The 23,075-nt window shown below is 56.5% G+C and carries 17 protein-coding genes; 8 read left to right on the forward strand and 9 right to left on the reverse strand.

The features are described from left to right. Window positions 1–98: 98 nt before the first annotated feature. Together ACKVOS_RS11555 and ACKVOS_RS11560 are read right to left on the reverse strand one after the other, a co-directional pair. The gene (locus tag ACKVOS_RS11555) at window positions 99–2,762 is read right to left on the reverse strand and encodes a M1 family metallopeptidase (protein ID WP_409212154.1); all 2,664 of its coding nucleotides are present in this window, start codon (window positions 2,760–2,762) and stop codon (window positions 99–101) included. A 26-nt stretch (window positions 2,763–2,788) separates the two neighbouring features. Continuing rightward, window positions 2,789–3,529 carry a TlyA family RNA methyltransferase gene (locus tag ACKVOS_RS11560; protein WP_409212155.1) on the reverse strand — a complete coding sequence of 247 codons (741 nt, stop codon included), beginning with the start codon at window positions 3,527–3,529 and terminating at the stop codon, window positions 2,789–2,791. Between the two features lie 49 nt (window positions 3,530–3,578). Between ACKVOS_RS11560 and ACKVOS_RS11565 the strand changes: the two genes are divergently transcribed. Together ACKVOS_RS11565 and sppA are read left to right on the forward strand one after the other, a co-directional pair. Further along, window positions 3,579–4,115, forward strand: a complete 537-nt coding sequence (locus ACKVOS_RS11565; RefSeq protein WP_409212156.1) for a hypothetical protein — start codon at window positions 3,579–3,581, stop codon at window positions 4,113–4,115. A gap of 399 nt (window positions 4,116–4,514) precedes the next feature. Then, window positions 4,515–6,389 carry a signal peptide peptidase SppA gene (sppA, locus tag ACKVOS_RS11570; RefSeq protein ID WP_409212157.1) on the forward strand — a complete coding sequence of 625 codons (1,875 nt, stop codon included), beginning with the start codon at window positions 4,515–4,517 and terminating at the stop codon, window positions 6,387–6,389. Window positions 6,390–6,537: 148 nt separating this feature from the next. Here sppA and ACKVOS_RS11575 read toward each other — a convergent pair whose 3' ends face one another. The 3 genes from ACKVOS_RS11575 to ACKVOS_RS11585 are packed head-to-tail and all read right to left on the reverse strand — an operon-like array spanning window position 6,538 to window position 9,345. Further along, window positions 6,538–6,849 (reverse strand): hypothetical protein, encoded by a 312-nt coding sequence (locus ACKVOS_RS11575; protein ID WP_409212158.1) that lies wholly within the window; start codon window positions 6,847–6,849, stop codon window positions 6,538–6,540. Next, window positions 6,846–7,382 (reverse strand): inorganic diphosphatase, encoded by a 537-nt coding sequence (gene ppa / locus ACKVOS_RS11580; protein WP_160352190.1) that lies wholly within the window; start codon window positions 7,380–7,382, stop codon window positions 6,846–6,848. Before ppa ends, ACKVOS_RS11575 begins: the two co-directional genes overlap by 4 nt. A 19-nt stretch (window positions 7,383–7,401) precedes the next feature. Continuing rightward, the gene (locus ACKVOS_RS11585) at window positions 7,402–9,345 is read right to left on the reverse strand and encodes a M61 family metallopeptidase (protein ID WP_409212159.1); all 1,944 of its coding nucleotides are present in this window, start codon (window positions 9,343–9,345) and stop codon (window positions 7,402–7,404) included. 184 nt (window positions 9,346–9,529) lie between these two features. On the opposite strand from ACKVOS_RS11585, the gene hisS reads away from it, so the two are divergent. Further along, window positions 9,530–10,795: a histidine--tRNA ligase gene (hisS, locus tag ACKVOS_RS11590; protein ID WP_409212160.1), complete on the forward strand. Its 1,266-nt coding sequence runs from the start codon at window positions 9,530–9,532 to the stop codon at window positions 10,793–10,795. Window positions 10,796–11,015: 220 nt separating this feature from the next. Next, window positions 11,016–12,095 (forward strand): peptide chain release factor 1, encoded by a 1,080-nt coding sequence (gene prfA, locus ACKVOS_RS11595; protein WP_409212161.1) that lies wholly within the window; start codon window positions 11,016–11,018, stop codon window positions 12,093–12,095. Here prfA and ACKVOS_RS11600 read toward each other — a convergent pair. Genes ACKVOS_RS11600 through ACKVOS_RS11615 form a run of 4 tightly spaced genes read right to left on the reverse strand, consistent with a single transcriptional unit; the run spans window position 12,092 to window position 17,080 of the window. After that, a complete protein-coding gene (locus ACKVOS_RS11600; RefSeq protein WP_158900615.1) occupies window positions 12,092–13,156 on the reverse strand; it encodes an LLM class flavin-dependent oxidoreductase in 1,065 nt (354 codons plus the stop codon). The two genes, prfA and ACKVOS_RS11600, sit on opposite strands and share 4 nt — an antisense overlap. After that, window positions 13,153–14,055, reverse strand: a complete 903-nt coding sequence (locus tag ACKVOS_RS11605) for an aldo/keto reductase family oxidoreductase (RefSeq protein WP_409212162.1) — start codon at window positions 14,053–14,055, stop codon at window positions 13,153–13,155. Before ACKVOS_RS11605 ends, ACKVOS_RS11600 begins: the two co-directional genes overlap by 4 nt. Then, a complete protein-coding gene (locus ACKVOS_RS11610; RefSeq protein ID WP_409212163.1) occupies window positions 14,052–15,071 on the reverse strand; it encodes a LacI family DNA-binding transcriptional regulator in 1,020 nt (339 codons plus the stop codon). Before ACKVOS_RS11610 ends, ACKVOS_RS11605 begins: the two co-directional genes overlap by 4 nt. Then, a complete protein-coding gene (locus ACKVOS_RS11615) occupies window positions 15,068–17,080 on the reverse strand; it encodes an alpha-glucosidase (RefSeq protein ID WP_409212164.1) in 2,013 nt (670 codons plus the stop codon). Before ACKVOS_RS11615 ends, ACKVOS_RS11610 begins: the two co-directional genes overlap by 4 nt. Window positions 17,081–17,322: 242 nt before the next feature. Between ACKVOS_RS11615 and ACKVOS_RS11620 the strand changes: the two genes are divergently transcribed. From ACKVOS_RS11620 to ACKVOS_RS11635, 4 genes are all read left to right on the forward strand, one after another. Further along, entirely contained in the window at window positions 17,323–19,653 is a 2,331-nt protein-coding gene (locus tag ACKVOS_RS11620; RefSeq protein WP_409212165.1) for a TonB-dependent receptor, read from the forward strand. A gap of 336 nt (window positions 19,654–19,989) precedes the next feature. Further along, window positions 19,990–20,361, forward strand: coding sequence for a BlaI/MecI/CopY family transcriptional regulator (locus ACKVOS_RS11625; protein ID WP_409212166.1), 372 nt, complete (start codon window positions 19,990–19,992; stop codon window positions 20,359–20,361). Beyond that, entirely contained in the window at window positions 20,358–21,989 is a 1,632-nt protein-coding gene (locus ACKVOS_RS11630; protein WP_409212167.1) for a M56 family metallopeptidase, read from the forward strand. The genes ACKVOS_RS11625 and ACKVOS_RS11630 overlap by 4 nt, the downstream gene beginning before the upstream one ends. Window positions 21,990–22,095: 106 nt before the next feature. Beyond that, entirely contained in the window at window positions 22,096–23,022 is a 927-nt protein-coding gene (locus tag ACKVOS_RS11635; RefSeq protein ID WP_409212168.1) for an MBL fold metallo-hydrolase, read from the forward strand. The last annotated feature ends 53 nt before the right edge of the window (window positions 23,023–23,075 follow it).

Raw genomic sequence — 23,075 nt, forward strand, 5'->3', positions numbered from 1 at the left:
ATTTCGTCACCCTGAACTTGGTTCAGGGTGACGGGTCCTATGAGGAAGCGTCAAAACTGCGGGGACTGTCCCTTTAGGGACTGTCCCCAACCATGCCATCACTGCGCCGCTTTTTCATCCAGCCAAGCCGATGTTTCGGCCCGGATCCGCGGTTGCAACTTGATGCGGGTTTGGATCGCGGCAACAGCCTGATCGATGGGTTTGCGCGATTCCGGTGAGAGATAGGCTTTGGCATAAGCTTCAAGCTTTCCAATCATCGCCGGGTCGCTGGAGCCATTGCCAAGGCCGGGAATGAACTCCGATTTGGACGACACATCGACCAGAGCCTCCACCGCCTCCCGGTTTGCCAGCGCGAAATCGACGGCCAGATCGGGATGGCCGCCCGATACGCCATTGATGATCGAGGCGCTCAGCGTGGGGCCGGGCTCCTTTGTCAGCGCGAGGACCAGCGCCTGCTTTGCAAGGGCCGTGTCGCGGGCCGAGCCCAGCAGGCGGTACATGCTGGATCGTACAAGGAAGTTTTCCGCCGTCTGGCCCAGCTTGCGCATCTTGTCCCAGTCGGCTTGATTGGCATTTTGCGCGATCACGCCGAGCCATGTTGTGCGCAGGGGGCCATCCAATGCTGCCGGGTTGGTTTCCAGTTCGGCGAAAAGCCGCTTGGCTTCAGCCACGACCGCTGGATCGCCCATATAACCGAGGGTGCTGATCAGCGCGCTACGCAAATTGGCGTCTAAGGTGCTATCGGAAGGGCTTTGGCGATAGCCAAGCTTGGCGAGTGCAGGACCAAAACGATTGCTGGCCAGTTTCGCAAGCTTGGCTTGGCGTGCCGGGTCCTTCTCATACAGGCCGTACAGATAGCCATAGGTGGACACAATATCCTCGGTCACCCGCTGGCTGGTGTCGGATGGCACCGCATCCACCAGATTCAATGCCGTGCGTACCGGCTGATATTCGTTGAAGGCGAGGCTTTGGCTGTCCTTCAGCAAGCCGAGCTGGTCGATTGCGGGAAGCTTTGCGAAATCCTTCTGCAAGGCCGCCATCATATCGGGTTGGTAGAGTACGCGGTAATAGCCGCTTTGTCCGGCATTCACGATGAAGGCGCCGCAGCCAGCGAGTTGCAGCGATCCGTTGCCGTTCGAAATGACCGTCTTGCTGGGCGCTTGTCCGATGACTTGCGCGATGACCGGCACATTCCAGCGTTGCGGTTTTGCCGATGTTTCGGCCTTGCGATCCCGCGAAAACTCGCTTTGGGTCAGGGTCAGCAGGGTCGAACCATTCACGCATTTTGCCGACTTCACTTCCAGCAGGGGGACGCCCGGCTGTTTGGTGAAATCATGCGCAATTTTGACCAGCCCCTTGGCGCCTGCCGCTTCCACCGCGTTCCATAGATCGTCCGTGCGCGTGTTCGCATAGGCGTGCTTCTTCATATAGGCGCGCAGGCCGTCGCGCCAGATTGTCTCACCGGCATAGGCCTCCAGCATGGTGATAACGGCTTCACCCTTTTGGTAGGTGATCGTATCGAACGCCTGGCTGGTCTGTTCGACGGTAGAGATTTTCTGGATCACCGGGTGGGTGGTCACATAGGCGTCGAGGCCCATCGCCCCTTCGCGGCCGTTCACACGGTCCAGTTCACTCTGCCAGTCGGGATTGAAATGGGCCGTTGCCTTGCTTTCCATCCAGCTTGCAAAACCTTCGTTCAGCCACAGATCGTCCCACCAGGCCATGGTGACCAGATTGCCGAACCATTGGTGGGCGATTTCATGCGCATCGGTCGAGAAAATTCCCTGACGCGTGCGGGCGCTGGTGATTTTGGGGTCATTCAGCAGGACGCGTTCAAAGGTGAAGATCGCACCCCAATTTTCCATCGCGCTGAAAAACTGGCTTTGTCCCGGGCCAGCGACATTGTCCAATTTGGGCAGCGGGTAGGGGGTGCCGAAATAGTCATTATAATAGGCAACCAATTTGGCCGAGGCGTCGAGCGCATATTGGCCTTTCGGGCCATTGCCCTTGCCAACAACAACACCGACTTCGGTGGGTCCTACCTGTTTGGTAATGCGGTCGAACTCGCCCAAACCGAAGAACAGCAAATAGGTCGACATTTTGGGCGATGTGCCGAAACGGACTTCGGCCAAACCATTGCCAATGTCGCGGCGGGCGGCGACGGGCATGTTGCTGACCGCCATTTGGTCGGCGGGGACAGTTGCGGTCAGGTCAAATGTTGCCTTGTAGTTCGGCTCATCCCAGCTCGGCACGAAGCGGCGGGCGTCGGGGGCCTCGAACTGTGTGAACAGCGCGCGCTTTTCTGCGCCTTGCGGGTCCTTATAATCCAATGCGAACAGGCCATTTGCCTGTTGCAGGATCTTGCCCGAATAATCGATGTTCAGCGTATAGCGACCGGCGGGGAGCTTCTTGCCGAAGGCGATGGTCGCAGTTTGTGCCGCTGCATTGACTGTGGTGGTGGCAGGCATCGCGGCTGCGCGGCCTTTGGCGATGGTTACACCGCGAAAGTCGATGTCCGCGGCGTTGAGCGTGACGCTGTCGCTGGGGGTCTTCAGCAGGAATTCGATGAGGACATTGCCTTCAAAGCTGAGCTTTTCGGCATTGGGTGTCACCGTGATGCTATAGTGCAGCGGGGCTGCATTGCGGGGCAATTGCGATGGCACCTCGGTCGCGGCACTTTTTGCAGGCGCGGCCAGTGTGGCGTTGACCGGCGCCAAGGCCAGCAGGGCAGCCGACGCTGCGAGTGAAATATATACTTTCATTTTCTGCTCCCCGAAAAGGACGGGCTTCAGTTTTTCTGTGCCCAGATTAGGAATTCGATATTGCCTTGCGGCCCTGTAATCGGGCTGGTTGTCAGACCGCGTACAGTCCAGTTTTTTTCGACCAACCACATTTGGACTTCGGCACACACGCGCGCATGTATGGCCTCGTCGCGCACGACGCCTCCTTTTCCGACTTCGCTGCGCCCGGCCTCGAACTGCGGCTTGATGAGGGCGATGATCTGCGCACCGCTTTTGGCGAAAGTCAGTGGGGTTTCCAATACCTTGGCAAGGCTGATGAAACTGGCGTCGCACACGATGATATCGATGGGTTCGGGAATATGGCTTTCTGTCAAAATCCGGGCGCTGGTCTGCTCATGGACGATGACGCGTTCGTCCTGCCGCAATTTCCAAGCGAGCTGGTTCGTGCCGCTGTCCACGGCGTAAACACGCGCGGCACCGTTGGTCAGCAGCACATCGGTGAAGCCGCCGGTCGATGATCCGACATCCATGGCGACCGCATCGGTGACGTCGATGGCAAATTCGTCGAGGGCATGGGCAAGCTTGATGCCGCCGCGCGAGACCCAGGGGTGGTCGCTGCCCTTCACCTGCAACGGGGCATCTTCGGCGACCTGTTGCCCGGGCTTTTGCGCCTTTACATCGCCGATGAAGACATGCCCTGCCATCACCAGGGCCTGGGCGCGCGTTTTGCTGTCCGCCAGATTGCGGTCGACGATGAGTTGATCCAAGCGTATTTTTTTCGTCGCCATGTCGCAGGGCGCTAGCGGAACAGAGTGGTTTTGGCCATAAGCTGTAGAGATGAAGCTTCATTATCCCCTGTGTGCCAGTCTGCTCGCCCTTGCAGCCTGTTCGCCACCACCACCACCCGCCCCGCCCCCTGCGCCCGTCGTAAGGCCCGCGCCGCCTGTGACACCCGCCCCGCCGCCTGTGCTGCGGCCGTCAGCGAACTGGCCCGACTGGCCATTGGAAACAGGGGATTGGGTCTACCGCCGGGATGAGCGCGGGTCGCTTGCCCTTTTCGGGCCGACCGGTCAGAATGCGATCGTTACGCTGCGCTGCGATACTGCGCGGCGGCGGCTTTATCTCGCGCGTGCCGGCGCTGGCCCGGCGGAGCGGATGATAGTGCGGACCAGTTCGGCGCTGAAGGAATTTGCGGTCAGCCCGACGGGCGCGACGCCGGCCTATCTTGCCACCGAAATCCTGCCGACTGACCCCATCCTCGACGCCATGGCGTTCAGCCGGGGCCGCATCGCGCTGGAGGTGGATGGGCAGCAATCGATTGCGATCCCGTCCTGGGCAGAAATCACGCGAATAATGGAAGATTGCCGAGCTTGACGTGCTTCGAAGCAGAACCCTAATATTTGCCGGAAAAAAAATATAATACAAGTCTTGTTTCCAAACTTTGTTTGATTCACTTATCGAGTCGCGGAGGGCAGAGATATGTTTGAAGCAAGCAATTTCCATTCAACGAAAGGAGGTGATCCGATGTCTCATGGTTCAGTTAAGAGGTCGGGCAATTCCGTTCGGGAGATCGGCCGCTGATTAAATCAGCGATGCCGGTCACGGCATGAAAGCAACTTCCGGCAGCGGCACATCCGACCGCTGACCCATGTTTAAGGGCCGCTGGGGTTTCTCCGGCGGCCCTTTTCTGTAAATCATTAGCTGTTGGTCGAAAGACCGCTGGAAATTGTGCGCTTAACGCTTACATTCGACGGGTATTTCAAAGGGTAAATTATGACATTTTTACGTATCAGCTGGAAATTGATTGTGGGCCTCAAGGACCTGCTGGTATTGATGTTATTATTCTTGTTTTTCGCTGTGCTGTTCGCGGCACTGAATGCCAGCCCGAACCCTGCAATGGTTAAGGAAGGGGCGCTTTGGTTGAAGCTCGATGGCGTAATATCGGAACAACCCGCCGAAATTGATCCGTTAACAACACTTACGTCAACATCTGTTCCCATAGGCGAAATCAGGCAGCGCGATATCATCAGGTCGCTGAAAATCGCGGAAACGGACACGCGTATCAAGGCAATCGTGCTTGATATGGACCGTTTCCTCGGCGCAGGGCAGGCGAGCCTTTCTGCTATCGGCGACAGTCTGGAGCGGGTCAAAAAGGCCGGAAAGCCGGTATATGCCTTTGCCACGGCTTATTCGGATGACAGTTATCTGTTGGCGGCGCACGCGACGCAAATCTGGATGGACCCTTTGGGGGGAGCGATGCTGACCGGCCCCGGTGGGTCGCAACCTTATTATAAGGGCCTGCTCGATCAACTGGGCATCAAAGCGAACATTTACCGTGTAGGTACATATAAAAGCGCGGTTGAGCCTTATATGCGATCCGACCAGTCGCCGGAATCCAAAATCGCGATTAAAGCGGTCTATGATGAAATCTGGGGCCAATGGAAAACCGACGTGGCCAAGGCACGTCCGCAGGCCAAATTTGCCGAGATACTAAACGATCCGGCGGGTTCAGTGGAAAATGCCAAAGGCAATTTGTCGCAATTGGCGATAGCCAACAAGCTCGTCGACAAATTGGGTGATCGCGTTGCTTTTGGCAAATTTATAGCGACGAAGGTTGGCGCGGATGACAAAAAATCCACAGGGGGATTTGCGGCAACGCCAATGGACGCCTTGCTGGCCAGCTATGGCCCGCCCAGTGCGGGGGAAGCAATTGGCGTTGTGACCATTGCGGGAACCATTGTCGACGGCGAAGCCGGGCCAGGAACCGCAGCCGGCGACACGATTAGCGGCCTGATTTACGATGCCTTGGACACCAAGAATCTGAAAGCGTTGGTCGTTCGGGTGGATTCGCCGGGCGGATCGGTTACCGCATCGGAAAAAATCCGGTTGGCGATTGAAGCGGCCAAGACGAAGAAAATACCCGTCATTGTGTCGATGGCCAATTTGGCCGCCAGCGGCGGCTATTGGGTTTCGCTCCCGGCTGATGTGATATTTGCCGAACCTTCTACGATTACAGGTTCGATCGGCATTTTTGGCGTTATCCCCAGTGCCAAAGCGGGTCTGGCGAAAATCGGGGTTACCGCAGACGGCGTAAAAACCACGGCATTGTCAGGCGAGCCCGATGTGCTGGGCGGATTCAGTGCCGAATTTGACCGTGTTGCACAGAGCGCGATTGAAAACGGCTATCGTGATTTTATCAGTCGTGTTGCAACAGCGCGCAAAAAAACCCCGGAACAGGTAGACGCCATTGGCCAAGGCCGTGTTTGGGCAGGCGGAACGGCGCGGCAAATTGGCTTGGTGGATCGCTTTGGTGGAATGGATGAGGCGCTGGCAGAAGCTGCCAAAAAAGCCGGGCTCGAAACCGGCGAATGGCATGCCTCTTATATCGAACCGCAACCTAGCTTTGCGGGGGCATTGTTGGGCGGATTGATGCCCAAACGGGCGAGCGTTGCCGCGCCGATGGATATTTTTGCCCAAGCTGCATGGCAGCAGCAATTATTTGTGCAACGCATGGTCGCCGATCTTGATATGCTGACCGGTGTGAAAGGCGTGCAGGCCCGTTGCCTGGAATGCGCCGACTTCACCCCACCAGCCCCGCCCAAGGCGGTTGGCGGCTGGTTGTCGGTACTGGCGAAGTTGTTCGCTTAGGATGGAGATAGACGTTGGGGACAGTCCCCAAGGATAGACGTTAGGGACAGTCCCCAAGGGGACAGTCCCCAGATAGCACACAGATAACACAAGGCCGGGGACTGTCCCTTTAGGGACTGTCCCCATTTTTGGACCCTAGTTTCCGACCCTAAGCTTTAATCGCGCAAATCAGACCGGATGAGCTAACTACGCCCAAGATTTCCGGGTCCTGCAAAGATCGGGTGCGTTTCAAAAACTCATCGACTGATAGCTTGCGGACATCCTTGTCCCGCAATTTTTTCAGGCCGGAAAGCTTGTTGAGTTGAATAAGCGAGAGCCGGTCCACCATTCTGTCTGCCATGCACGATGCAATTGGCTTTGATAGACCCGCATCCATCAATGCCGTCCGGACACGCGTTTCAGGCGTGGCGCACGCTGCCAGTGTCATCGCAGCCAGAACTGGACCGGCCCAGCGCATCATTTCTTATTGTCCTGTTCGCGTTGAATAGCTTCCAACAGAACACGGCGCGCTTCATCTGCATCGCCCCACTTGCCGACGCGGACCCATTTTTCAGGTTCAAGATCTTTGTAATGGGTGAAGAAATGCTCGATCTGCTGCATCACGATTTCGGGGAGATCATCGCTTTCGGTGATCTTGCGATAATATGGGAATGTCGCATCAATGGGAACGCACAGCAATTTTTCATCGCCGCCATGTTCGTCTTCCAAATTCAATACCGCGATAGGACGGCACCGCACAACGCATCCCGGCATAAAAGGCGAACGGGCGATGACGAGCGCATCCAAAGGGTCGCCATCGGGGGACAATGTGTGCGGAATAAAACCATAATTGGCAGGATACCGCATCGGCGTGTGCAAAATACGATCCACGAACAAGGCACCGGATGCCTTGTCGAATTCATATTTCACCGGTTCACCGCCGATAGGAACTTCAATAACAACGTTGATATTTTCGGGCGGGTTTTCGCCGGTAGGGATCATATCGATACGCATGGGAGAATGCTTTCCTAGGTTATTTGGTGGTCCTCCGCGGAGCCAGCAAACGATCTATCGCCGTTTCACTTTTGCCCACAGATTCGAGGTGCGGATAGCGCAAACCGCCGGAATAGGCGATGTCTATTTGTTCAAATCGCTTGTTTCGTTCGACGATCAGCCGGATTGCCGTCTTTCCGTCCTTTGCCACCGTAACCGCTTCGGTCAGGCGGTCTTTGGAAAATGCAAGTCCGCCGACGGAAAGGATTTTCGTACCGTTGACGATGTCTGCCTTAAATGCCGGTCCATTCCACATCACCGACGTCACCTTGCCTTCTTTATCAAGCGTTAAGCCAAGCGAGTGGGTCATGTCGGTGCCGCCACCTTCCTTCATACGCTCCTTGTCAAAAATATTGGGCTCTTCTTTCCAGACCAGCCGGTACCCGCCCTTTTCAAAGCCCGTCAGAGGGGCAGCTTGCCCGGGTTTGCGTAATTTTGAATCGAGAAAGCTTGCCCAGTCATAGGGTTGAACCGCATTCAACGTGCGGACAACTTCGTCAAAGTCATAGGTCAGAACGCCCCAATCCGCATCGCGCACACCAAAAAAGGATTTGGCAAAATCATCGAGCGACCTGGTATTTTTCGAAAGCTCGCGAATTGTCATGTCGGCGGCGAGCCATACTAAAGAGCCCTCATTATAATAATCCTCGCCGCGCGCCTGGCTCGCAAAAGGCTTCGGTTTGCGGGCTCCAAATATGGGATCATGGGTGGTGTCTTCGACGGAGCGCCAGTCGCGGCCGGGTTGTTCGGCATAGAAACCGGCATATTTTGCCCATTCTGCCAGCACCATTTCCTTGGACTGCAACCCCGAACGGGCGGCAAGGACAATATCCCAATAGCTGGTTTGCCCTTCGTACACCCACAAGAGATTGTCGCGCATCGGGGTGGAATAATTGGCGGTCCACATTTCGGCCGGGCGACGGAATTTGCCGTTCCAGCTATGGATCAGTTCATGCGGTAACAAACCGCGTTCGGAACCATTGTCAGCCCATCCTTCAAAATAATCGGTCTCCCGGCTGTTTTCCGAACTGCGATGATGCTCCAGCCCGATGCCGCCCAATTCGTCGGTCAGCGCCAGCAAAAATTCATAGCGGTCGAAATGTTTGGACCCAAACAGGATCAACGCTTCGTCGACCAGCGCCTTGTGCGCGGCAATATGCTCGGGCTTTGCATCCAGATATTTGGCTTCATCCGCCCACACATTCAGCATCACCTTATTGCCAAGATCCCATTTGCGATAATGGGGTCCGGCAAACATCGGGCTATCCACCAATGTTTCATAGCTGGTCGTCGCATAATCGATGCGGTCGCCCGTTATCTTGCCGCCATCCAGGGCCGCAACGCCGGTCCAGCCGGACGGAAGGGTGATTGAAGGCTTCACTTCGATAGCGCGCGTGAAGTGACCTGCCGGATAGAGCGACACCTGTTCCCATTGCACATTCATCATCGCGGGCGTGACGACAATTCGCCCTTCGCTTTCGCGCACGGGTGAAGTGAACTGGAATTCCACGTCGACCGATTTCGTTCCGGCGGGGGTATCGACATGGAAGGCATAGACTTCAACCGGATCGCGCGTCCATTCGAGAAGCTTGCCGCCTGCACGGACCTTGAGCCCCGTCATTTCGGCCAAGGCGCCGCGCGGGCCATGCTTGCCCGGCAACCATTGGGGATAGAGCAGCGTCAGCGGCTTGCCCGCCTCGACCGGGATGGTTTGCTTCACGCGGAAAATCGCCCGCGCAACATCGGTCGCATCCACCTCCAGCACCATAGGCGCGGGCAGGGGACGGTCTTCCGGTTCGGGCACCCGATCGACAATCGGCACCGGTTGCGGTGCGCTTTTCTGGGCAAGTGCGCCAGAAGCAAGGCTGGAGGAAAGGGCGAGTGCGGCAAGTGCGCGCGTTATTGTGCGTGAATTCATGGACATGGGTTTTGGCGGATGTGTTTGCAGGCGTCCAGTGGAATGTGAGGGGGGCTGTTGGGGACAGTCCCTGAAGGGACAGTCCCCGTAGCCGTCACGCGGGGACTGTCCCCTTGGGGACTGTCCCCAACCTTAGCAGAAACCAAAGCACTATTCCCCTCTCCGGCAATTGGCGCTAGGGCGCTTGCCGATGGCAAAGATACAGACCCCGCAGCCCGTTCGTGGCACCCAGGATATGTTCGGTGAAACCGAGGAACGCTTCGCGCATGTTGTGGCGACCTTTGAACGGGTGCGGCGGCTTTACGGGTTCAAAGGCCTGCAATTGCCGGTGATCGAGCCGACCGCCGTATTTTCCCGCAGTCTGGGCGAGGCGACGGATGTCGTTTCCAAGGAAATGTACAGCTTCGAAGATCGCGGAGGGGATTCCATCACGTTGCGGCCCGAATTTACCGCAGGCATTGCGCGCGCCTATCTGACCAATGGCTGGCAGCAATATACGCCGATGAAGCTGTCGTTGCATGGCCCGCTGTTCCGCTACGAACGCCCGCAAAAGGGGCGCTATCGCCAATTTCACCAGATTGACGCGGAAATCATCGGCGCGGCGGAACCTGCCGCCGATGTCGAATTGCTTGTCATGGCGGACCAGTTGCTCAAGGAATTGGGCATTGATGACGGCGTTACGTTACAACTGAACACGCTGGGTGACACACCCAGCCGCGATGCGTGGCGCGCGGCGCTGGTCAGTTATTTCAACGACCATCGCGACGTCCTGTCCGAAGACAGCCTTGCCCGGTTGGAAAAGAACCCCTTGCGCATATTGGACAGCAAGGACCCCGATGACCGCGGCGTCGCCTATGCGGCCCCGAAGATCGACGATTTCCTGTCCGCCGAAGCCAGCGACTTCTTCGGAGCAGTGACCGCCGGACTGGATGCAGCGGGTGTGGCATGGACCCGCAATGCAGCGTTGGTGCGTGGCCTTGATTATTACCGCCACACGGCCTTTGAATTTGTCACCGACCGGTTGGGCGCACAGGGCACCGTGCTTGGTGGCGGGCGCTATGACGGGCTGATCGAAAATTTGGGTGGACCTGCAACGCCTGCAGTTGGTTGGGCCGCCGGGATAGAGCGGTTGGCGATGTTGTGCGTAGAGGGTAAATCTGAACTGCTGATCGCTGTGGTGGCGGACCACCCGGAATTGCAGCAAGATTCTGAAATGTTAGCTCGACACCTTCGAAAGAATGGGGTTGCCATAGCGACGTCTTTTAAAGGCAATGCTAAGCGGCAAGTCGAACTGGCAAAAAAAGCTAAGGTGGACAGCATATTATTTGTTCGACAGTCAGATCCATTATCCGGGTCAAGACTTTATCTGAGCGGCGAATCGTTAACGCTCGACGAAATCAGACAAATTCAGGCGGCTTTACCATTAGGCTGGCAGACCATGCTTGGTGGTGACTGAATAAGATGGTCAACTCACTCAATTGTCATTCCCGCGCAGGCGGGAATCCATGGCCTGACTTGTCGGAAATAGGGTTCGCACGAAGGCACGAAGGCACAAAGAAGTTGCGCCGTGTCTTAGTGTCTTTGTGCGAACCAAGATTGCCTCGAGTGTGGAGGTATCAGCCCATGGATCCCCGCCTACGCGGGAATGACAATATTGGGGTTTTGGGGTTGGCCCTATGAAAATCTCCCCCCAACGTATCGCTCTTATTGAATCGCGTTTTGCCGAGCTTGAGGCGCGGATGGCGTCCGGGCAACTCGAAGGCGATGCCTTTGTTACCGCTTCGAAGGAATATGCCGAGCTGGAACCTGTCGCTGTCGCCGCCAAAACGGTGCGGCGTCTGCGCAAGGAAATCGAGACGTTGCAGCATATGGTCAAGGATTCGTCCGATGCCGAACTGCACGACATGGCGGTCGAAGAGCTGGAGGATGTGACCCAGCAACTGTATGATGCCGAAACCGCGTTGGCCATTTCGCTGCTGCCCAAAGACGCCGCCGATGAACGCCCTGCGATGCTCGAAATCCGCGCGGGCACCGGCGGAGATGAGGCGGCTTTGTTCGCTGGTGACCTGTATCGGATGTATGAACGCTATGCCGCGGGGCAGGGGTGGAAAATCGAACCGATCTCGGTCAGCGCTTCGGATGTCGGCGGGTTCAAGGAAGTTGTTGCCTCAATCAAGGGCAATGGCGTGTTCGCCAAGCTGAAATATGAAAGCGGCGTCCACCGCGTTCAGCGTGTTCCGGTCACTGAAAGCGGAGGTCGTATCCACACCAGCGCGGCGACCGTCGCGGTGTTGCCCGAACCGACCGAAGTCGACATCAACATCGAGGCGCGCGATCTGAAAATCGATGTCTACCGCGCGTCCGGTGCAGGCGGGCAGCATGTGAACACGACCGATTCTGCCGTGCGGATTACGCATCTGCCGACCGGGATTGTGGTGACCTGCCAGGACGGGCGCAGCCAACACAAGAACAAGGAACAGGCGATGCAGGTGCTGCGCGCCCGCATGTACGAAAAAGAGCGTGAGGAAGCTCAAGGGGCCGAGGCCGAGGCGCGAAAGGCGATGGTCGGCTCCGGCGACCGCTCCGAACGCATCCGCACCTATAATTTCCCGCAAGGCCGGGTAACCGACCACCGCATCAACCTCACCCTGCACAAGCTACCCGAAATATTGGAAGGCGGCGGGCTGGGCGAGATGGTCGACGCGCTGATCGCCGAGGATCAGGCCGAGCGGATGGCGGGTCTGGGGGAGGATTAAATCTCCAGCCGCCCATGCTCCAGCCGTGGCAGCACATAGCGGGCGAACATGTCGCATTCGTTGATGTGCGGATAGCCCGACAGGATGAACGCCTCGATGCCCACGGCCTTATAGGCTTCCAGCTTGGCGAGCACCTGGTCCGGGTCGCCGACGATGGCCGCGCCGCAGCCGGAACGGGCACGGCCGATGCCTGTCCATAGATTATCTTCGATGTAGCCGTCATTGGCCGCCGCCGCCTCGCGCAATTCCGCCTGCCGCGCGACGCCAAAGGTTTGCGCGTCGAGCGATTTGTTGCGGATCGCCTCGCCGGTTCCCGCATCCAGCTTGGACAGCAGGCGGTCGGCATAGGCGCGGGCTTCGGCTTCGGTTTCGCGGACGATGACATGGCTGCGGAAGCCATATTTCAGCGTCCGTCCGAACTTCGCGGCGCGCGCGGTCATGTCGTCGATCAGGTCCTTTGCGCCCTGCACCGTTTCGGGCCACATCAGGTAGACATCGCACCCTTCGGCCGCCGCTTCCTTGGCCGCGGGAGAAAGCCCGCCGAAATAGAGGGGCGGGCATTTGCCGCTGACGGTCTTCATCCGCGGCGGGTCTAGGTCGATCTTGTAATGCTCGCCATCAATAGACAGATGCTCGCCATTCAGCAGCGTCTTGAGGATGTGCATCGCCTCCACCGTGCGGCGGTAGCGGGGTTCGCTGTCCATCTGGTCGCCGGGTAGGTCGGACGAGATGATGTTGACGTTCAGCCGCCCGCCCGAAATCTGGTCCAGCGTCGCAATCTGCCGCGCCAGTTGCGGGGGCCAGCTTTCACCAACGCGAACCGCCATCAGCAGCTTGATCCGCGTCGTCAGCACCGCAATCGCGCTGGCAAAGGCGGTGGTGTCGAGGCCGAGGGCATAGCCCGACGGCAGCAGGATATTGTCAAACCCGCCCTTTTCGGCGTTCAATACGATATTGCGGCAATGTTCCCAGCTCGATGCCAACATCGGGTCGGGTTGCCCCAGAAATTCATAGTCATCATCGCACAGGGCGGAAAACCAGCTGACTTCGACAGGCTTCATGGAAGGGGCACTCCTCTTGCGGCGACCAGCACGCTGTACCAATCGGCGCGGGTCCATGTGATTTTGAAGGCATCGGCGGCCTCGGCGATACGCGCCGGATTTTGCGAGCCAACGATGGGGATGGGACGCGCCGGATGCGCCATGATCCAGCTATAGGCGGCCGCCGTGCGCGACACATTATGCGATGCGGCAACACCCGAAAGGGCTGCGGCGACATTCTGTTCACGCGCATTGGAAGGATCACCGATCCGCCCGCCGCCCAAAGGCGACCAGGCAAGGACAGCCATATCCATGGCAATCGCCTGATCCAGTTCGCCATTTTCGATGGTATCGATCCGCAGCGGCGACAGTTCGGGCTGTGTCGACACAATCGGCACCGCGCTGAATTGCGCCAGCGTGCTGATCTGCGCCTGCGTGAAGTTCGACACGCCAAAGGCGCGGATTTTGCCTGCTTTGTGCGCTGCTTCAACCGCGCGCGCGATTTCCTGCGGGTGGGTAAGGATGTCAGGCCGGTGAATTTGCCACAGGTCGATGCGGTCGGTGCCGAGCCTTTGCAGGCTATCATCAATCGCTTTCGTCAGATACTCAGCGCTGCTGTTATAGGGCGTGGGCGGGGTGATGCCGCCCTTGGTCGCCAACACCATCCGGTCGCGCAGTTCCGGGGCATCGGCAAAGACGCGGCCCAGCAACTCTTCCGCTTTTCCAAAGCCCTGTTCGCCAAAACCGTAAATGTCTGCGGTGTCGAACAAGGTGATACCGGCTTCAAAAGCGGCGTCAATCGCGGCGCGCGCGGCGGTCAGTTCGAGTCCGGCAAAACGCCACATACCCCATGCGATGGACGATATTTCTATACCACTTTTGCCCAGTGGTCGGGAGAATGTCGGTTTGGGAAGTGTCATGTTTTTTTGCTCTTTTGTGAAGGTGGAGATGTGGATTCGCGGTTGACGAGTTCATGGGGCAGGCGCCGGTGTTCAATACCGCCTTCGCCAAATAGAAGGTCGGCGGCGGTCGCGGCAAGATCACGCACAGGCTGGCGTATCGTGGTCAAAGGCGGCCAAACGACACGGGCAAGCGTGGTGTCATCAAAACCCGCGACCGACAATTGTTCCGGCACTTGCAGCGAACGCCGGTGGGCAACGGCAAGGACGCCAGACGCCATATCGTCATTGGAGGCAAAAACAGCCGTCGGTGGATTTTTCAAAGACAGAAATTGCTCGGTTGCGGCAACACCACTTTCAAAATCAAATTGACCTTCTGCGATCAAGTCGGGATCGACGGAGATTCCGACGCGGCTGAGCGCGCGTTCATATCCTGCTTGCCGCTCGGCGCTGGCCATATGGTTGGGGTGCCCCATGATGAACGCGATTCGGCGGTGCCCGATATTGATAAGATGAGTCGTCATGTCATCCGCCGCTTGCGTATCATCCATGAATACTGATGAGGTCAGGGCATGATTGGTGCCCGGCGAAATACGGACGAAGGGAATATTGAGCGCCTCCAAAGCGGAGAGAACCGGAGCACAGTCGGTCACAGGCGATGAGAGGATAACGCCATCAACGTGGGTTTGCCTCACCATACCCCGCACTTGTTCACCTACATCCGAATCCGCGACATCGACGGGCTGCGCGATCAGGCGCATCCCCTCTTCATGGCACCGGTCCCAGCAGCCTTGCATGATCTGATGCATATAATAGGGTGAGTGATTGTCGTAAATCAACGCGATCTGGCCCGATTTGGTGCCGGCTAAAATGCGTGCGGCAATACTCGGTGAAAATCCGAGTTCGGCCATGGCGGCGTCGACCTTGGCCTTGGTGGTGGCGCTGACATAGGGGTGGTTATTAAGGACGCGGCTGACGGTCTTAACAGCAACCCCGGCACGTTTTGCCACGTCGCGAATGTTTGAACGCGTGTTCACGTGCCAAATTCCTCAGTGATGGAGGCGAACAATGGCGCATAGGCGCTGTCTTGGCGATAGAAAACGGGCGGGTTGCCAACAGGTGCACTTATCATATGCCGTCCGCCCGCATAATTGTCACCGGACCAAAGATGCCGCCATTGCCCATCGGGCAAGCGGACATTGCGTCCTTCCTCACCCGCTGCGACAACGGGCGCGACCAGCAAATCTGTTCCGTATAGATATTGGTCTTGTATGTCGTGAAATTCGGGATCCGCATAATGCAGGAACAAGGGGCGTTGAAGCGGCAGTCCGGTTGCGACTGCTTCGTCGGACAGCGCACGTACATATGGTGCCAGCCGGGCATGCACCTTGCTCATCCTTGCGAAATGGGACAGAAGTTCTTCGCTGCTATCGATCTGGAGATTGTCGGCGGGACGGTTTCCTTCATGGCTACGCATGACGGGTGCGAACGCCGCCATATCAATCCAGCGGTGCATAAGGTCCGCGGTGCGGACAACGCCGTGGAGGCTGGTATAGCCGCCCAAGTCGCTGTGATGATAGGCGTTACCAAGCAGGCCAGAAGACAGTGCGCCAGTGATGACGGTATTGATCCCGTCATGTCTTGAAAAATCGACGCATTGGTCACCGGCCCACAACAACGGGCAATAGGCCTGCACGCCGGAATAGCCCGCCCGCATGAAGAATGTCGCCTCGCCTGTTTTACCGCGCGAGGCGATGGCGTCGGCATTGACCTTGGCCCACAAGACGGGCCAGCGGTTATGCGCCTCCATAGGGTCGGATCCGTCGAACAACCGCACATCGGTGGGCAGATATTCGCCGAAATCCGCCATCCAGCCCGACAGGCCGAAATCGAGCATTTCCTGACCAATGATACGTTCGGAAAACCAGGCGGCAGCGGCAGGGTTGGTAAAATCGACGACGCCTGCGTCAAATTCCCCGAAATCGACCGCATATGGGCTGTCGTCATTTTGGTGCAACGCCAGATAATTCGCGGCCAATGCCTCTTGATAAAGTGCGCCGTCGACTGCGAGATAGGGGTTAACATAGCCCAGATAGCGGACGCCCCGTTCCGCCAGCCCGGCAATTTGCGCGGGCAAATTCGGATAGCGCGCGGCATTCCAGCGCCAATCCCAAAACAGTCGCTTGCCAAAGCTGGTTTGGCGGATGCCGACCCAATCTTCGCACCACAGTCCCGAAATGGCTGCACCGGATGCCGCAATTTTTTCAAAACGGTCAAACGTCGCTTCACCATCTTTCAGACCTACAATGGCGCCCGTTATCGCCCATTCGGGTAATGGCGGTTGGCGACCGAAACGGTCGGACATTTTTGTGACAAGATCTGGAAGTGACGCAGCTGCGAATAATTCAAGATCGATATCGGCGGTCCAGCATTCCACGCGGGCGCGGCCCGCTTCGGTTAAGTCGAGAACCGAATAGGCCGCCGTTTTAAGATGTACTGCATATCGTTCGGAACTTAACCAGGTCGGCTGCGGATAATTGGTGGTCCAGTAATCACCTCCCGCCAATCCTTCGGCGTCCATGATTTGTGTCAGTTCGGTTGTTTTGTCACGGCCCACTCCCGGCTCGGATGTCCAGAATGGGAAGCGCCTGCCGTTCAGGCGCAGATAGGACATTTGTTCCCCGCCGCCCCAAAAGGATTCCTGTTCGGTGCAATTCATTGTCAACCAGAGCCGGTTCACATTTACATCCGTGCACCTAACCTTCAAAACTGCCCGGTTTGATTCCTGTTCGATTTTAATCGCCAGGATCGTGTCGGGCTGCGCGCTGCTCCATAGCCGGATCGCGCCATTGTCCGAGACGCAGCGGTCGAGAACCAGCCGGCTTTCAATTGCATCGTCGATCCGGAAATTGCCCCGAACCATCTCAAGGTCGGGATGTCCTTTGCCGATTGAAAATGCCGGATTGCCGGTTCGATGGGATAATAGACACAGGTCATTGTGCCGAAGATCAAAACCATCGTCGTGCAAGACCGTTGAAAATGCCACTCTTCATTCCCTCACTCGCGGTGCCCGAAACTGGCGCCGGCAACCCGTTGGTTTTTCGACTATGACATGATTGCCACAGTTGTTGCCTAAATTCTGTCGCTATATGACACCGCTAGACATATCAAGCGTGATTGGTTACATCAAGATAGTTATCAACGACGATCACGCCGGTCGGCAGAATTTCTGTGGCGCTAAACCAAGGAAATTTTCCGAAAGCGGGCGGTAATTTAGGGAGGCACAAGATGCGAAATACAAAATTCAATTCCACGATTCTTTTCCGGGCAGGGTTGCTTGGTTCAAGCGCATTGGCGCTAGGCATTTCGGCACCCGCCATGGCGCAGGTCGAAGAAATTGTCGTTACCGCACAAAAGGTAGAAGAAAACGTGCAGGATGTGCCGATTGCAATTTCGGTTATTTCTGGCGAAGCGCTCGCGAATTCGGGAACCACCAGCATTGAAAATCTGAACCAGCTGGTTCCGTCACTTAACTTCCGCAAAGGCACGACCAATGCCAACTCGGCGCTCGTGTTGCGCGGCGTTGGTACAATTACCTTTGCAATCGCAATTGAACCCAGCGTCTCGACAGTTGTCGATGGCGTTGTGCTCAGCCGTCCCGGTCAGGCTTTTGCCGACCTTGTTGAAATTGAACGCCTTGAAGTGTTGCGTGGTCCGCAAGGCACGCTGTTCGGCAAAAATGCTTCGGCAGGTTTAATCAATGTCGTGTCAAAGGGCGGTACCGAAACATTTGAAGGCGAAGTTTCGGTTTCGGCATTCGAAGGCGACGAATATCGTTTGCGTGGCACAATCGCTGGACCTCTCGCGCCAAATCTTACCGCACGGTTGAATGGCTTTTTCGGCAGCTATCGCGGGAACATCACCAATATAAACGCCAATGCCGACGGCAATCGCAAAGTAAATGGTTACGAGCATTTGGGCGTGCGCGGATCACTTGACTATGACAATGGACCGACCCGCATCCGTCTGATCGCCGATTATTACAAAGCTGACGATGATTGCTGCGCCGAAGTTACCGGAATCAGCCGTGGCGCGGTTCTGGATGCCGAGCTCGGTATTGTTCCAGCACAGGGTGAAGATCAACGTTTCATCAACCAGAATCTTGAAACTAGCACGGAAGACCGTCAGTGGGGATTGACGCTGAACGCCGATTTCGACGTATTCAGCGACCACACATTGAGCTTCATCGCAGGCTATCGCGACTGGAGCAATGACGAGATCCGCGAAGGCGATTTCTTGCCGCGTCCGCTGGTTGGCTTTAACCAATTGCATGACAATGGAAATGTATCGACGTCGCAATATTCGGCAGAACTGCGAATTGCTTCGCCGCAGGATCAGGCGCTGACATACCAGTTTGGCGGCTTTTACTGGAAGTCGGAAAACTCGCAGGACTTTACCCGCAATGTAATCCGCTGCACGACATCAACCTTGCCGGTTGATCCGTTGACCGGCGGGCAACCTTGTGCCTTGACGAATAATCCGAATACCATCTTTGGAACAGCAACTTCGCGCAGCGATGTCGATGTCGAAAACTATGCGGTATTTGGACAGGCAACCTATAACTTCAATGACTGGATCGCCCTGACCGGTGGCTTGCGTTGGACACATGACTCGCTTGCGTTCGTGCACCAACGCGCACCCGCCACCAACGTTTTGACGGGTCTGCCTGTGACGGGTCTTGGTGGTTTGCAGTCGGTTGGTGCCGGCGGTTCGCTGACATCTAATCCTCCGGGGAACGGCACGAATATCTCGGCCAATTCGACCACCACCAACAATGTGTCGGGCAAAGCGGTTTTGACCGTGAAGCCTTCAGAGGACGTGCTCCTCTATGGCAGCTTTACGCGTGGTTATAAGGGCCCTGCATTCAACGTCTTCTTCAACCATGTCGCACCGAACAACGCGGTGCCGATTGATGAAGAAACGTCAGACTCGTTTGAAATTGGCGTAAAGAGCCAGTTTCTCGACCGTCGTGTCCAATTGAACGCCACAGCGTTCACGGTGACTTATGACGGTTATCAGGCGAACAACTTCATATCCTTGAACGGTGTAACGGTCAGCAACTTGACCAACGCCGGTTCTGTTCGCAGCCAGGGTTTTGAAATTGACGCGCTGTTCAATCCGGTGGGTAAGCTTAATTTCTCCGCAAGCGTCGCATATGCCGATGCCAAGGTTGTAAAGTTCAACCCGAACCCGACGACCAATGCACCAAACGCGCAGAACGGTACAAAGCTGCCATTGGCTCCGGAATGGTCCTGGAATATTGGTGCTGATTACGAAGCATCGCTCAGTTCCAACCTGGCCCTGCATTTGAATGCGGCTTATAACAACGTCAGCAGCCAGTTTTCCGGATTGGGCGAGACTGGTCGCCTCGACGGACATGGCATGATCAATGCCAGCATCGGTCTGTCTGATGCTGACGATAACTGGCGCTTTACGCTGGTTGGCCGCAATCTGGCCGACGAAAGCTATGTGACGCTCAACACCGATGCAGGTGTCCGGTTGCACATTCCGCGCGATGCGGATCGTTACTTCGGGGCAACTTTGCGCTTGCGTATGTAATCACCACATCTCACAGTCTTACGGCTGTAAAGGGGCTGGAATCCAAATCGGGTTCCGGCCCTTTTTTTGTCAAATTTTCAGGAAGGTAAACCAGGACGGGTGGTGCGAGACCATTAGCAAACCACCCGTCCTTGTTTGTGGGGTGTTGAACACTCTAACATATGCACCCGTCGTGCCAGTTTGTTACCATACATTAAAAACAATGACTTAGATCGTTATCACAGCGTTAACCCTGTTCACGGCTGTAAAGAAGTTCGACAAAAAGCCGACGCGCGCGGACCAATGACGTTTACATTTGTAATCGAATCGATTACGTCTGTAGTCGGAGAATCGATAATGACACTTGAACGCATCAGCGACGCCGAATTGGCTATTTTGGAAATTTTATGGGATCAAGCTCCGCTGACGGCAACCGATGTTGCGGCGCGGTTGCCTGATGATCGCGATTGGTCCTTGCCTACAGTCAAAACACTTTTGTCTCGTTTGCTGGCAAAGGACGCTGTGGAACATCGTGCCGACGGCAGGCGGTTTCTGTATTCTCCCCTGGTTGTCCGCGAAGATTATGTGTCGCATGAATCAAAGCGGTTGGTTGATCGCTTGTTCGGTGGCAAATTTATGCCGCTTGTCGCGCATTTGGCAGAGCAGGAAAAGTTGACCGATGCCGACATATCCGAAATCGAAAAATTGTTGAGGGAGTTGAAATCATGATTCTTGATTTCACACAGACATGGCTGTTTGACAGCTTACTGGTCACGACATTGCTGATGGCGGCAGTGCTGATGATACGCAGGCCGGTTGCAAAGATTTTCGGCGCCGGCGTGGCCTATGCGCTTTGGCTCGTTCCGGCGGCACGCTTGTGTATGCCGGGCATAGAAGGTTCGGCGGTATCCGGCGTGCAAGGCGCGCAAGGCGTCAGCGAAGTGGTTAGCACATCAATTTTGGCGGGATTATCCGCTCCTGGTCCAGCGATAGCCCTGGCCGAGTCCGCAGGGCAAGCGCCGACGATTGATTTTGTTGCTCTCGGCCTAACGGTTTGGCTCGGTGGTGCAGCGCTGCTTTTTATTATCCAGATGATCCGCTACGCATCCATGCGCGACGATTTGTTGTCCGAAGCTACCGAAATCGCAAATATAGACGGCGTGAGGATCGTGACCTCGGATCAGGTCGCCGGACCTCTCGCCTTCGGTCTATTCCAACGCTTTGTTGCTGTACCGCACGACTTTACGCGCAGCTATTCGCCAGAGGAGCGGGAGCTCGCAATCGCGCATGAAATGGCACATCATAAATCAGGCGACTTGTTTGCAAATCTCGTCGCTTTCATGATGCTGTGCTTGCAATGGTTCAATCCAATCGCATGGATGAGCTGGGCCGCTTTTCGCTTCGATCAGGAGGCGGCCTGCGATGCACGCGTGCTGGCTGGAAAGGGCGCCGAAGAACGGGCCATTTACGGTCAGGCTCTCGCCCGGACCGCATTTGACGGTGTGCCAACCTTTGCCACCGCCCTCAATTCCCCAAAAACTATCATTGAACGGTTGAGGAGACTCACGATGAAAGATGCCAGCACACAGCGCCGGATTTTTGGCAAATTGGGCATTTTGGCCGCCGCAGCGATTATATTGCCGTTAACCGCAACCATTGTTCCTGCCGTTGTCGCTCAGGACGAGGCGACCGCGGAAGAGGGCGCAAAAGAGGGCGAAGCTGCAAATCCCCGCAAAGACATACGCATAATCAAAGTGAAACGCGACACAGAGACAGCGGATGTCATGGGGAAGGATGGCGCCGAAGAGGTCACGAAAGTTGAACGCGATGGCAAGGTTTTTGTCTTTCACACCGACAAAAAGCTGTCCGATGCCGAAGTGGAAAAGATGATAGCAAATGCAGAAATATCGCGCGCAGAAGCGGACAAGGCATTAGCCGAGGCGGATACTGCACACGCCGCCGCCGCCGTTGCAATCGCTGGATCAGCCCATGCCCATGCCCAAGCCGCCGCAGAGCGCGGGCGGATCGAAGCCATTCGGGTGATGAGCACTATGAATATTGCGTCTTATATTCCGGAGATCGACATCAAGGAAATAACCAAGGATTGCCGTGACGGTGTACCGGTCACGACCGATGTGAGCGGTTTTGATGGAAAAAATAGATCACGGATCAAGCTGGTGCTGTGCGGCAAAGGTCAGGCGAAAATCGCCCAGCTTGAAGCGATCAAAGGTCTTCGTGAGGCGCGTGGTGATATTAGCAAGGACAAGGACATTCCGGAAAACATACGCAAGGAAGTGGTTGAGAAAATCGAACAACAGATCCGCAAGCTGGAAACCAGCGCAAACGCCGCGGACTAACAGGGCGAACTGGACCGGACACAAGCTCCCCTTTTCAAAAATGTCCGGACGGGGCGGTTTTTGCGAACCGCCCCTTTTTCTTTTTGTCCGTTTACGCCATAACTTGATGATGAATTGGCCCGATACTATTCGCGCAGGCGAAACTGAACAGCACGAACCGCTCGTTCGCCGGGTGCTGGCACCAAATCCGTCGCCTTACACCTATACCGGCACACAAACATGGATCGTGGGTGCGGGTAACGATGTTGCGATTATCGACCCTGGCCCGACCGGGAGCGGCCAAAGCGTAGGTGACCCTGCCGACATACATGGTGAAGGCCATGTCGAGGCGATTTTGCGCGCGGTCGGCGGCAAGACGGTGACGGCGATAATGTGCACGCACACGCATCGCGATCATTCCCCCGCGGCATCCCCCCTGAAAGCTGCAACCGGTGCGCCGATTATCGGATGTGCACCACTGGTGTTGACGGATGACGGCCCACGGGCTGATAGTGCATTTGACCCCGATTACGCCCCCGACCGGATTTTGACCGATGGCGAACGGATTTCGGGGGACGGCTGGACAATTGAAGCGGTCGCAACGCCGGGGCATACTTCCAACCACTTATGCTATGCGCTCATCGAAAGCGGCGCCCTGTTTACCGGCGACCATGTGATGAAATGGTCGACCAGCGTTGTCAGCCCTCCCGATGGTGACATGAGCGCCTATATGGCCAGCCTGCAAAAATTATATGATCGCGACGACCGCGTTTTTTATCCGGCGCACGGTCCGGCTGTCGACAATCCCCGTCAACTGGTGCGCGGTATGATCGGTCACAGGCGGCAGCGCGAACGCCAGATCGTAAAGCTTTTGGAAACAGGCGAAGGGCATATTCCCGATATGGTTGCCATGATGTATAAGGGCCTAGACCCGCGGCTAACAGGGGCGGCCGCACGTTCAGTGTTGGCGCATCTGGTGGATCTGCAAAATCGTGGTGAGGCGGTGATGCGCGGTGATCTGTGGCATCTTTCAGGTAATGCACCAATCCATTGAGCTATCCGCCAATGGGTGTTAAACCCCGCCCGGGTCAGCGTGTATATCGGGAG

The sequence above is a fragment of the Sphingorhabdus sp. genome (assembly GCF_046154385.1).
Classification (GTDB): Bacteria; Pseudomonadota; Alphaproteobacteria; order Sphingomonadales; family Sphingomonadaceae; genus Sphingorhabdus_B.

Excerpts from the sequence above, each read along its gene's own strand:
- ACKVOS_RS11555 (WP_409212154.1), bottom strand. The coding sequence starts at position 2,762 with ATGAAAGTATATATTTCACTCGCAGCGTCGGCTGCCCTGCTGGCCTTG.
- ACKVOS_RS11560 (WP_409212155.1), bottom strand. The coding sequence starts at position 3,529 with ATGGCGACGAAAAAAATACGCTTGGATCAACTCATCGTCGACCGCAAT.
- ACKVOS_RS11565 (WP_409212156.1), top strand. The coding sequence starts at position 3,579 with ATGAAGCTTCATTATCCCCTGTGTGCCAGTCTGCTCGCCCTTGCAGCC.
- sppA (WP_409212157.1), top strand. The coding sequence starts at position 4,515 with ATGACATTTTTACGTATCAGCTGGAAATTGATTGTGGGCCTCAAGGAC.
- ACKVOS_RS11575 (WP_409212158.1), bottom strand. The coding sequence starts at position 6,849 with ATGATGCGCTGGGCCGGTCCAGTTCTGGCTGCGATGACACTGGCAGCG.
- ppa (WP_160352190.1), bottom strand. The coding sequence starts at position 7,382 with ATGCGTATCGATATGATCCCTACCGGCGAAAACCCGCCCGAAAATATC.
- ACKVOS_RS11585 (WP_409212159.1), bottom strand. The coding sequence starts at position 9,345 with ATGTCCATGAATTCACGCACAATAACGCGCGCACTTGCCGCACTCGCC.
- hisS (WP_409212160.1), top strand. The coding sequence starts at position 9,530 with ATGGCAAAGATACAGACCCCGCAGCCCGTTCGTGGCACCCAGGATATG.
- prfA (WP_409212161.1), top strand. The coding sequence starts at position 11,016 with ATGAAAATCTCCCCCCAACGTATCGCTCTTATTGAATCGCGTTTTGCC.
- ACKVOS_RS11600 (WP_158900615.1), bottom strand. The coding sequence starts at position 13,156 with ATGAAGCCTGTCGAAGTCAGCTGGTTTTCCGCCCTGTGCGATGATGAC.
- ACKVOS_RS11605 (WP_409212162.1), bottom strand. The coding sequence starts at position 14,055 with ATGACACTTCCCAAACCGACATTCTCCCGACCACTGGGCAAAAGTGGT.
- ACKVOS_RS11620 (WP_409212165.1), top strand. The coding sequence starts at position 17,323 with ATGCGAAATACAAAATTCAATTCCACGATTCTTTTCCGGGCAGGGTTG.
- ACKVOS_RS11625 (WP_409212166.1), top strand. The coding sequence starts at position 19,990 with ATGACACTTGAACGCATCAGCGACGCCGAATTGGCTATTTTGGAAATT.
- ACKVOS_RS11630 (WP_409212167.1), top strand. The coding sequence starts at position 20,358 with ATGATTCTTGATTTCACACAGACATGGCTGTTTGACAGCTTACTGGTC.
- ACKVOS_RS11635 (WP_409212168.1), top strand. The coding sequence starts at position 22,096 with ATGATGAATTGGCCCGATACTATTCGCGCAGGCGAAACTGAACAGCAC.